General features: G+C 54.2%; 13 protein-coding genes. 8 read left to right on the forward strand and 5 right to left on the reverse strand.

The features are described from left to right. The first annotated feature begins 112 nt into the window (after nt 1-112). On the forward strand, nt 113-550 hold the full coding sequence (locus tag RDN66_RS01380; RefSeq protein WP_035894934.1) for a type II toxin-antitoxin system RatA family toxin: 438 nt from the start codon (nt 113-115) through the stop codon (nt 548-550). Continuing rightward, nucleotides 540-824, forward strand: a complete 285-nt coding sequence (locus RDN66_RS01385) for an RnfH family protein (RefSeq protein ID WP_035894935.1) — start codon at nt 540-542, stop codon at nt 822-824. The genes RDN66_RS01380 and RDN66_RS01385 overlap by 11 nt, the downstream gene beginning before the upstream one ends. Before the next feature lie 189 nt (nt 825-1,013). On the opposite strand, the gene bamE is transcribed toward RDN66_RS01385, so the two are convergent. From bamE to nadK, 3 genes are all read right to left on the reverse strand, one after another. Continuing rightward, nucleotides 1,014-1,352 carry an outer membrane protein assembly factor BamE gene (gene bamE, locus RDN66_RS01390; protein WP_035894936.1) on the reverse strand — a complete coding sequence of 113 codons (339 nt, stop codon included), beginning with the start codon at nt 1,350-1,352 and terminating at the stop codon, nt 1,014-1,016. A 148-nt stretch (nt 1,353-1,500) separates the two neighbouring features. Beyond that, nucleotides 1,501-3,162: a DNA repair protein RecN gene (recN, locus tag RDN66_RS01395; protein WP_308537474.1), complete on the reverse strand. Its 1,662-nt coding sequence runs from the start codon at nt 3,160-3,162 to the stop codon at nt 1,501-1,503. An 84-nt stretch (nt 3,163-3,246) separates the two neighbouring features. Continuing rightward, on the reverse strand, nt 3,247-4,125 hold the full coding sequence (gene nadK / locus RDN66_RS01400; protein ID WP_035894938.1) for an NAD(+) kinase: 879 nt from the start codon (nt 4,123-4,125) through the stop codon (nt 3,247-3,249). Between the two features lie 121 nt (nt 4,126-4,246). Here nadK and grpE point away from each other — a divergent pair, with 121 nt between their 5' ends. Beyond that, on the forward strand, nt 4,247-4,840 hold the full coding sequence (gene grpE, locus RDN66_RS01405; RefSeq protein ID WP_035894940.1) for a nucleotide exchange factor GrpE: 594 nt from the start codon (nt 4,247-4,249) through the stop codon (nt 4,838-4,840). A 43-nt stretch (nt 4,841-4,883) separates the two neighbouring features. On the opposite strand, the gene RDN66_RS01410 is transcribed toward grpE, so the two are convergent. After that, on the reverse strand, nt 4,884-6,170 hold the full coding sequence (locus RDN66_RS01410; RefSeq protein ID WP_202217386.1) for an HlyC/CorC family transporter: 1,287 nt from the start codon (nt 6,168-6,170) through the stop codon (nt 4,884-4,886). A gap of 16 nt (nt 6,171-6,186) precedes the next feature. Further along, nucleotides 6,187-6,978, reverse strand: coding sequence for an inner membrane protein YpjD (locus RDN66_RS01415; protein ID WP_035894943.1), 792 nt, complete (start codon nt 6,976-6,978; stop codon nt 6,187-6,189). A 224-nt stretch (nt 6,979-7,202) separates the two neighbouring features. Between RDN66_RS01415 and ffh the strand changes: the two genes are divergently transcribed. From ffh to RDN66_RS01440, 5 genes are all read left to right on the forward strand, one after another. Next, the gene (gene ffh, locus RDN66_RS01420; protein WP_115073781.1) at nt 7,203-8,567 is read left to right on the forward strand and encodes a signal recognition particle protein; all 1,365 of its coding nucleotides are present in this window, start codon (nt 7,203-7,205) and stop codon (nt 8,565-8,567) included. A 223-nt stretch (nt 8,568-8,790) separates the two neighbouring features. Continuing rightward, nucleotides 8,791-9,039, forward strand: a complete 249-nt coding sequence (gene rpsP, locus RDN66_RS01425; RefSeq protein WP_202217387.1) for a 30S ribosomal protein S16 — start codon at nt 8,791-8,793, stop codon at nt 9,037-9,039. An 18-nt stretch (nt 9,040-9,057) separates the two neighbouring features. Continuing rightward, the gene (gene rimM, locus RDN66_RS01430; RefSeq protein ID WP_035894946.1) at nt 9,058-9,606 is read left to right on the forward strand and encodes a ribosome maturation factor RimM; all 549 of its coding nucleotides are present in this window, start codon (nt 9,058-9,060) and stop codon (nt 9,604-9,606) included. A 30-nt stretch (nt 9,607-9,636) separates the two neighbouring features. Then, nucleotides 9,637-10,404 carry a tRNA (guanosine(37)-N1)-methyltransferase TrmD gene (gene trmD, locus RDN66_RS01435; RefSeq protein ID WP_035894947.1) on the forward strand — a complete coding sequence of 256 codons (768 nt, stop codon included), beginning with the start codon at nt 9,637-9,639 and terminating at the stop codon, nt 10,402-10,404. A 41-nt stretch (nt 10,405-10,445) separates the two neighbouring features. Further along, nucleotides 10,446-10,573, forward strand: a 128-nt coding sequence (locus RDN66_RS01440; protein WP_308537475.1) for a 50S ribosomal protein L19, incomplete at its 3' end; no start/stop codon positions are given.

The raw sequence follows: 10,573 nt of genomic DNA on the forward strand, positions 1-10,573 counted from the left end.
CAAGCTCCCGCGAGGCGCAATGGGTTATCTTAGCACGATATAGCCCGCCTCCGTTTTTTTTAGCAGTAGATAAATGATACTATTTACGCCGTGTTCGTGAATGGAAATTGCTATGCCTCAGATTAGCCGTACTGCGCTGGTTCCCTACAGCGCGGAGCAAATGTATCAACTGGTGAATGATGTGAATGCCTATCCGGATTTTATCCCCGGTTGTACAGGCAGCCGTGTTCTGGAGTCCGGCCCGACGCAAATGACGGCGGCGGTGGATGTCTCTAAGGCTGGTATCAGTAAGACCTTTACCACGCGAAATACGTTAACCAGCAACCAGAGTATCCTGATGCATCTGGTCGATGGGCCGTTTAAAAAACTGATTGGTGGCTGGAAGTTTACGCCGCTGAGCCAGGACGCCTGCAAGATTGAGTTCCAGCTTGATTTTGAGTTTACCAATAAGCTCATTGAGCTAGCGTTTGGTCGCATCTTTAAAGAACTGGCGCTGAATATGGTGCAGGCGTTCACGATGCGCGCTCGCGAGGTATACAGTGTCGGGTAAAATCGCCGTGGAAGTGGCGTATGCGCTGCCGCAAAAGCAGTACTTGCAGCGTGTGACGTTAGACGAAGGCGCGACGATAGAGCAGGCGATTCAGGCCAGCGGCCTGCTGACTCTGCGAGATGACATTGACCTCGCTAAAAACAAGGTCGGTATCTACAGCCGTCCGGCTAAGCTCGACGATGTGGTTCATGACGGTGACCGGGTCGAGATTTATCGCCCGCTGATTGCTGACCCGAAAGAACTGCGCCGCCAGCGCGCCCAGCAAAAGAGCTGACCATTCTGTAGCCCGGACGAGGTGCGATAGCACCGACTCCGGGGTTTCCCGGCGTCACTACGTTCGACCGGGCTACACGTTGTAGGCCGGATAAGGCGAAGCCGCCATCCGGCAAACCGTTCGGATCGCAGACATAAAAAAAGCGCTCAATGAGCGCTTTTTTTGCATTTGTGACACACCGCCGCTGATTTATTTGGTCAGCGCTGGCTTGTTGTCGATGTTAGTCAGTACGCCGCTGCTGTTGAAGGTCAGGGTCAGCGTCTGCTGAGTGACGGACTCATGCCCTGGCTGCTGACGGAAAACGTAGAACCAGGTGTTGGTGCCGAACGGGTCGGTCATCATCGGGGTACCTAAGGTATAGGCAACCTGTTGTTGCGTCATGCCAACACGGATTTTGGCAACGTCGTTAGGTACCAGGTAGTTCCCCTGACTAATATCAGGACGGTAAACCACTCGCTCCAGAGTGGAACAGCCTGCAGTCATCATCAGAAGAACCGCTGCGGCAGCAGTCAGCGTTTTACAGCGCATAGTGATTTGATTCCTTTTCGGGCCCGAGCAGTACGCGGCTCATATGTAATGTGCCGATGATAATAGACCTGAGGTAAGTTGGAAACCTTTGATATCAGGTCTTACGGCGTTTTTATTGTGAACTCAGACTCTAAGAAACCAAAAAAGTTTATGCGGCCAGCAACTCTTTCGCGTTTGCCAGCGTATTCCGCGTGACTTCGCTACCGCCGAGAAGGCGCGCCAGCTCCTGCAGACGGGCGCGTTTATCCAGCGGCTGCATGTGCGTTTCAGTCATTGCGCCGTCGGTCTCTTTGCTGACGTAGAAGTGGTGGTGACCACAGCCAGCCACCTGCGGCAGGTGCGTTACGCACATCACCTGAGTGGATTCACCCAACTGGCGCAGCAGTTTACCCACCACCGCCGCCGTTGGGCCACTGATACCCACGTCGACTTCATCGAAGATAAGCGCCGGAGTTTCCATTTTACGTGCAGTGATCACCTGAATAGCTAACGCTATACGCGACAGCTCACCGCCGGATGCCACTTTGGCAATCGCCTGCAGCGGCTGACCGGGGTTAGTGGTCACGCGGAATTCAATGCGGTCTGCCCCTTCGGCGGTTAGGTGCTGCTCTTCAAAGCGAACGTCGATATCAAACAGGCCGTGCGGCATAGAGAGCATGTGCATGCTGTCGGTAATCAGCTGTGAAAGCTCCTGAGCGCTTGCCTGACGCTGTGCATGCAGCTGGCGTGCCGTTTCCATTGCCATCTGATGATGACGCGATACCGCGTGTTTCAGCGTCTCTAGTGAGTCGCTCTGGTCGTCGAGCAGCTGCTGTTCGTCCAGAAGAGATTGATAGTACTCCGGCAGGGCTTCCGGTGAGATTTGGTGCTTACGCGCCAGCGAGATCTGTTTGGACAGGCGCTGCTCCAGCTCGAACAGGCGATTAGGATCGAGGTCCAGGCGGTCGCAGTAGTGGCGCAGCTCGTCGCTGGCTTCGCTCAGCTGAATGGCCGCTTCCTCCAGCATGTCCAACACGCCAGACAGTTTGCCGTCCATGCTCACCAGTTCGCCCGCCAGCTGACGGGCGGTGTAGAGCTGGCTTTGCAGGTTGACGTCCTCACCATCAGCAAGGATTGTCAGCGCATGCTGGCTGGTGGAGATAAGCTGCCCGCTGTTGGCAAGGCGCTTGTACTCTTCGTCAATTTGTTCGTATTCGCCCGGCAGCGGGTTGAACTCGATAAGCTCTTTTAGCTGATACTGCAGCAGCTCTGCGCGGGCGGCGCGTTCCTGGCTTTGCTGCTGATGGGTTGCGAGATCGCGGCAGCTTTGGTTCCACAGGCGGTAGTGTTCGGCCATTTGACGAACGAGAACAGATTCGCCGACGTAAGCATCAAGCAGGGTTTTCTGATGTTCAGGTTTAACCAACTGCTGATGTGCATGCTGGCCGTGGATCTGGATAAGCAACTGACCCAGCTCGCGCAGCTGAGAGAGTGGTACCGCGGTGCCGTTGATAAAGCCACGGGAGCGGCCGTCGCTGCTGATAACGCGGCGCAGCAGGCATTCGCGGCCGTCTTCCAGTTGGTTCTCTTCGAGCCAGCGCAGGGCAGCAGGGGTGTCTTTGAGTGCAAAGCGGGCGCAGAGGTCGGCGCGGCTGGCGCCAGCGCGGACCATATCGGCTTCGGCGCGGCCACCCAGGCATAGGCCGAGGGCATCGATTGCAATTGATTTACCGGCACCGGTTTCGCCGGTGATGGCCGTCATGCCGCTGTTGAAGTCGATTTCAAGTTCACGAACGATGGCAAAATTGCTGATGGTCAGTTGTGCTAACATAGCCGCTTCCTGTATGAAAACCCATAACTGTGTTTTCATACAGTATAAACTGGATTTTTATCCAGTAAAGAGGCGGCGACTAAATTAGAACAATTTTTTTGACCAGCCGAGCTTAGTGCTTAATGTGTTGAAATAGCTGTAGTCTTTTGGGTGAATCAGATTGAGGTGGTAGTCGCTGCGGCGAATTAACACGTCTTCACCTTCCTGAATCGGCAGGGCTATCTGGCTGTCGCAGCTGATTTCAAGGTCGCTACGGCGGTGTGAGAAGCGCAGACGAATGGTGCTGTTGCTGTTAATCACCAACGGGCGCGCCGACAGCGTGTGCGGGAACATCGGCACCAGGGTGATGGCATCCAGCGAAGGCGTCAGGATTGGGCCGCCCGCCGAGAGCGAGTAGGCCGTTGAGCCGGTTGGGGTAGAAATAATCAGCCCGTCTGAGCGCTGGGAGAACGCAAAGGTCTCGTCGATATAGACTTCAAACTCAATCATATGCGCGACTTTACCCGGGTGCAGCACCACTTCGTTGATGGCGGTGCTGATGCGCTTCTGGCAGTTTTGCTGACAGACCTGCGCTTCCAGCAGGAAACGTTTTTCAGCAATAAAGTTACCGTCCAGCACATCGGCTAATTGCTGGTGCGCGTTGTCCGGGTCAAGGTCGGTAAGAAAACCGAGATTGCCGCGGTTAATGCCGATTACGCTGATGTCGTAACGGGCAAGGGTGCGCGCCGCGCCGAGCATATTGCCGTCGCCGCCGACCACTACCGCCAGGTCCGCCTTCTGGCCAATTTCCGCCAGCGTGCCGGTCTGGACGTTGTCCAGCTTGAGTTCTTTGGCTATTTGACGCTCAACAATGACATCGTAGCCCTTGGTGCACAGCCAACGATAGAGCATTTCATGTGTCGTCAGGGCCGTCGGGTGACGGGGATGTCCTACAATACCGATACACTTGAAATGATTGTTCATTTTCTGAATGTCCTTGTGCCGAAGATGGGTGACAATGTGACAGCTTCCCTTGAAACCCGGAATCTGATCCCCATAATAAGCGAAGTTAGCGAGATGATTGCGAAAAAACGCGGAGAAATTCATGAGTAGTAAAGAACAGAAAACGCCTGAGGGGCAATCCCCGGAAGAAATTATCATGGAACAGCACGAAGAAGTTGAGGCGGTTGAACCAAACGCTTCTGCTGAACAGGTGGATCCGCGCGACGAAAAAATTGCGAACCTCGAATCGCAGTTAGCGGAAGCTGAAACCCGCGAACGCGAAAGCGTCCTGCGCGTGAAGGCTGAAATGGAAAACCTGCGTCGCCGTACCGAAATCGATGTTGAGAAGGCGCACAAGTTCGCGCTGGAAAAATTCGTCAACGAACTGCTGCCGGTGCTGGATAGCCTGGACCGTGCGTTGGAAGTGGCGAACAAAGACAACGAAGAGATGGCGCCGATGATCGAAGGTATCGAACTGACCCGTAAGTCGATGCTGGACGTGGTGGCGAAGTTTGGCGTGCAGGTTGTGGCGGACATCAACGTCCCAATGGACCCGAACGTACACCAGGCCATTGCGATGGTTGAGTCCGAAGACGTCGCGGCTGGTAACGTGCTGATGGTGATGCAGAAGGGTTATACCCTGAACGGTCGTACCATTCGCGCGGCGATGGTTTCCGTCGCGAAAGCGAAGGCATAATCTTCGCTTTTCCCTCTCCCCAGGCGGGGAGAGGGACTATTCTTTAATCCTTCACGCTTTCCCGAAGCGGCTTCACCGGATTCACCTGCACCTGCTTAATCACGTTATCCTGTACGTCGAGAATATCGATATCGTACTGGGCAATGCGCACGCGTGTGCCAGCGGCAGGGATCTCTTCTAACGCTTCCACAATCATGCCGTTAATGGTGCGCGCTTCGTCTTCCGGCAGATGCCAGTTGAAGGCTTTATTTAATTCGCGCACGTTCGCGCCGCCGTCGATAATCACCGATCCGTCGTTTTGTGGGTTGACCTCTTCGGCCAGCGAGGGAGACATTGACGTCGTAAAATCACCCACGATCTCTTCCAGAATATCTTCGACCGTTACCAGCCCCTGAATATCACCGTACTCATCGACCACCAGGCCGACTTTCTTCTTGTTACGCTGGAATTTCACCAGCTGCGTGCTGAGCGGGGTACCTTCCGGGACGAAGTAAATCTCATCGGCGGCGCGCAGCATCACTTCTTTGGTGAACTCCTTTTTCTCGGTCATCAGGCGGTAGGCTTCGCGGAGGCGGAGCATGCTGATGGCGTCATCCAGCGAGTCACGGTACAGCACGATGCGGCCATGGGGTGAGTGGGTGAGCTGGCGAACTATCGACTTCCAGTCGTCGTTGATGTTGATACCGACGATTTCGTTGCGCGGCACCATGATGTCATCGACGCTCACTTTTTCGAGGTCCAGCACCGACAGCAGCATGTCCTGGTTGCGTCGTGAAATCTGCGAGCGGGATTCGTTCACGATGGTGCGCAGCTCGTCTTTGCTCAGCGCACTGCTGATGGTGATGTCGGTTTTAATGCCCATCATGCGCATCAGAATGCGGGTAATCAGGTTCAGGAGCCAGACCAGCGGCATCATCAGAATTTGCAGCGGTGCCAGCAGGAAGCTGCTTGGGTAGGCCACTTTTTCCGGGTAGAGCGCGGCAATGGTTTTTGGCAGCACTTCCGCGAATACCAGCACCACGAAGGTCAGCACCCCGGTGGCGATGGCAACGCCCAGGTCGCCGTACAGGCGCATACCGACGATGGTGCCCAGCGCTGAGGCCAGAATGTTGACGAGGTTGTTGCCAATCAGCACCAGGCTGATGAGGCGGTCAGGCTTTTGCAGCAGTTTTTCGACGCGGCGCGCCGGTTTATTGCCCTGTTTTGCCAGGTGACGGAGCCGGTAGCGGTTCAGCGTCATCATGCCGGTTTCAGAGCCTGAGAAATAGGCAGAGATGACCACCATGATGATCAGCGTAACGATCAGCGTGGTGGTTGAGATATGTTCCAAGTGGATTCCTTAGTACTTAGCCCACAAATTGTTGAATGACACGGCTACCGAAGTAGGCGAGCGTCAGGATGCCGGCGCCGGCAACGTTAAACCAGACGACTCGACGACCACGCCACCCTTCATGGTAGTGGCCCCATAACAAGACGATATAGACGAACCAGGCGATGATGGAAAGGACGGCCTTGTCGATATTTTCCATGCTGAAGAGGTTATGCATGTAAAACAGGCCGGTACAAAGCGTCAGCGTGAGCAGCACGACGCCAACCTGGGTGATGTGAAACATTTTGCGTTCAATGACCATCAGCGGCGGCATTTCATGGCTAAACGCCAGCTTCTTATTTTTCAGCTGATAGTCAATCCACGCTAATTGCAACGCATAGAGCGCAGCGATAATCAGCGTGGCGTAGGAGAACAACGATAGCCCGATATGCACCATCATTCCCGGTGTGGCTTCCAGGTGAGTAATAAACTCGTTGGGCATAAAGGTGGCGAAGGCGAGGTTTATCAGCGCAAACGCGTAGACGATAGGCAGCAGCAGCCAGCCGCGGTTTCGCGAGGCGACGATGGTCATCACCGTACAGATCATCAGGCTCACCAGCGAGCCGACGTTCAACAGGCTGAGATTCTGCCCGCTTTCACCGCCCGGCAGAATACGGGCTTCCAGCGCAAACGCATGGCACACCAGCGCAACGGTGGCAGAAAAAATCGCCATACGCCGCCAGCCGCTGTTTTTTTGCAGCAGGCCGGGAATGATCAGCGCCAGGCTGATGGAGTAGGCAACAAGCGCGAGCAGGGCAAAAACAGGCATAAAGTGTCGGCAGTCGTCAAATAGAAGAAAGAGATGCAGTATATACGCAAAATCATTCGAGTTGTATCAAGGCGCAGATCCTGCGTGAAGGATGATGTGAATGGCGTAACGTGATACAGCGCTAACCGCAGCATCACAACTCCCCCGGTGTCGTGTTATACTCCGGCAAATTTTCGTTTTTTTGTCGCGCTAGCGACTCACGTTTCCACCCCAGGCGAGAGACAATGTTTGATAATTTAACCGATCGTTTGTCGCGCACGCTGCGCAATATCAGTGGCCGTGGACGCCTTACTGAAGACAACGTAAAAGAGACGCTGCGCGAAGTGCGCATGGCGCTGCTGGAGGCTGACGTTGCGCTGCCGGTAGTGCGTGATTTTATCAATCGCGTAAAAGAAAAAGCGGTTGGTCACGAAGTTAACAAGAGCCTGACCCCGGGTCAGGAGTTCGTCAAAATCGTTCGTAGCGAACTGGTTTCGGCGATGGGCGAAGAGAACGAGACGCTCAACCTGGCGGCGCAGCCACCGGCCGTAGTGCTGATGGCGGGCCTGCAGGGTGCGGGTAAAACGACTAGCGTCGGTAAGCTGGGTAAATTCCTGCGCGAGAAGCACAAGAAGAAAGTGCTGGTCGTTTCTGCCGACGTTTATCGCCCGGCGGCGATCAAACAGCTGGAAACCCTGGCTGAGCAGGTTGGCGTGGACTTCTTCCCGTCTGACGTTGGCCAGAAGCCTATCGATATCGTTAACGCGGCGCTGAAAGAAGCGAAGTTGAAATTCTACGACGTGCTGCTGGTGGATACCGCCGGTCGTCTGCACGTTGACGAAGCGATGATGGACGAAATCAAACAGGTTCACGCGGCGATTAAGCCGGTTGAAACCCTGTTTGTGGTCGATGCCATGACCGGCCAGGATGCGGCGAATACCGCCAAGGCCTTTAACGAAGCGCTGCCGCTGACCGGCGTGGTGCTGACCAAGGTCGACGGTGATGCGCGCGGCGGTGCGGCGCTCTCTATTCGTCACATTACCGGTAAGCCAATTAAATTCCTCGGCGTCGGCGAAAAAACCGAAGCGCTGGAGCCGTTCCACCCGGATCGTATCGCTTCCCGTATCCTCGGCATGGGCGACGTGCTGTCGCTTATCGAAGATATCGAGAGCAAGGTTGACCGTGCGCAGGCTGAGAAGTTGGCAACGAAGCTGAAGAAGGGCGACGGTTTCGACCTCAACGACTTCTTAGAGCAGCTCAAGCAGATGAAAAACATGGGCGGCATGGCAAGCCTGATGGGCAAGCTGCCGGGCATGGGTCAGATCCCTGATAACGTCAAATCTCAGATGGATGACAAAGTGCTGGTGCGTATGGAGGCTATCATCAACTCGATGACGCTGAAAGAACGCGCGAAGCCTGAAATCATCAAGGGCTCCCGCAAGCGTCGTATCGCTCAGGGCTGTGGCCTGCAGGTGCAGGACGTGAACCGTCTGCTGAAGCAGTTTGACGACATGCAGCGCATGATGAAGAAGATGAAGTCGAAAGGCGGCATGATGAAAATGATGCGCGGCATGAAAGGTATGATGCCGCCAGGATTCCCTGGCCGTTAATCCCTCTTTGGAAGTGCGCTGACCAAAGGGTCGCGCACTTCTATACTGACAAATACGTCGACTTCACGCTGCCTATTACGATAACGCCCTGGTTATCGTGCGGTAAAAGGCAGATGTTGATTGCAATTCCCCCAAAAATGAGTAAAATTTTCGGGCTTTTAATATGACACCGGGCCCCCTCCCTCGATGGGGCCCGGTTGTTCTATTCACACAAGAGGATGTTATGGTAACTATTCGTTTAGCACGTCACGGCGCTAAAAAGCGTCCGTTCTACCAGGTTGTTGTTACTGACAGCCGTAACGCACGTAACGGTCGCTTCATCGAGCGCGTTGGTTTCTTCAACCCAATCGCTTCTGCGACTGAAGAAAGCACCCGTCTGGACCTGGATCGCATCGAGCACTGGGTTGGCCAGGGCGCAACTATCTCTGATCGCGTATCTGCGCTGATCAAAGAAGCTAAGAAAGCAGCTTAATCTGTCACGGTGGTCATGATGAGCAAGCAACACACCGCACAAGCACCTGTTGATCCGATCGTATTGGGGAAAATGGGTTCTTCCTACGGTATCCGTGGTTGGCTCAGAGTGTTTTCCTCCACCGAAGACGCCGAAAGCATTTTTGACTATCAGCCCTGGTTAATCCAGAAGGCGGGTCAGTGGCAGACCGTTGAGCTGGAAAGCTGGCGCTACCACAATCAGGATATCGTCATTAAGCTGAAAGGCGTTGACGATCGCGATGCCGCGAATCTGCTGACGAACTGCGAAATTATCGTGGATTCTTCGCAGCTGCCGGCGCTGGAAGATGGAAGCTATTACTGGAAAGACCTGATGGGCTGCCAGGTAGTAACCACTGAAGGCTACGGTCTCGGTAAAGTCATCGATATGATGGAAACCGGGTCGAATGACGTTCTCGTCATTAAGGCAAACCTGAAAGATGCATTTGGCATCAAGGAGCGGTTGGTTCCGTTCCTCGATGGGCAGGTTATCAAGAAAGTCGATCTCGCTACTCGTACTATCGAAGTAGATTGGGATCCTGGTTTTTAAACCACCGGATAAACGGTAAAAGACGGCGCTATGTGGATTGGCATAATTAGCCTGTTTCCTGAAATGTTCCGCGCAATTACCGATTACGGGGTAACTGGCCGGGCAGTTAAAAATGGCCTGCTGAACATCCAAAGCTGGAGTCCACGCGACTTCACGCATGACCGGCACCGTACCGTGGACGATCGTCCTTACGGCGGCGGACCGGGGATGTTAATGATGGTGCAACCTTTACGGGACGCCATTCATGCAGCAAAAGCCGCGGCAGGTGAAGGCGCGAAGGTGATTTATCTGTCACCTCAGGGACGCAAGCTTGATCAAGCGGGCGTCAGCGAACTGGCCACGAATCAAAAGCTGATTCTGGTATGTGGTCGCTACGAAGGCATAGATGAGCGCGTGATTCAGACCGAGATTGACGAAGAATGGTCTATCGGCGATTACGTTCTCAGCGGTGGTGAGTTACCGGCAATGACGCTGATCGACTCCGTTTCCCGGTTTATTCCGGGTGTACTGGGTCATGAGGCTTCAGCATTCGAAGATTCGTTTGCTGATGGATTGCTGGACTGCCCACACTATACTCGCCCTGAAGTGTTAGAAGGGATGGAGGTACCGCCAGTTCTGCTGTCGGGAAACCATGCTGAGATACGTCGCTGGCGTTTGAAACAGTCGCTGGGCCGCTCCTGGCTTAGAAGACCTGAACTTCTGGAAAACCTGGCTCTGACTGAAGAGCAAGCAAGGTTGCTGGCGGAGTTCAAACAGGAACACGCACAACAGCAACATAAACATGATGGGCTGGTCTGAGACCCCCAAATATCAGTTTACCCAGGATAAGAGATTAAATTATGAGCAACATTATTAAGCAACTTGAACAAGAACAGATGAAGCAGGACGTACCTTCCTTCCGTCCGGGTGATACCGTGGAAGTGAAAGTATGGGTTGTTGAAGGTTCCAAAAAACGTCTGCAGGCATT

Origin of the sequence: uncultured Kluyvera sp. (genome assembly GCF_902485085.1) — a bacterium.
Classification (GTDB): domain Bacteria; phylum Pseudomonadota; class Gammaproteobacteria; order Enterobacterales; family Enterobacteriaceae; genus Kluyvera; species Kluyvera ascorbata.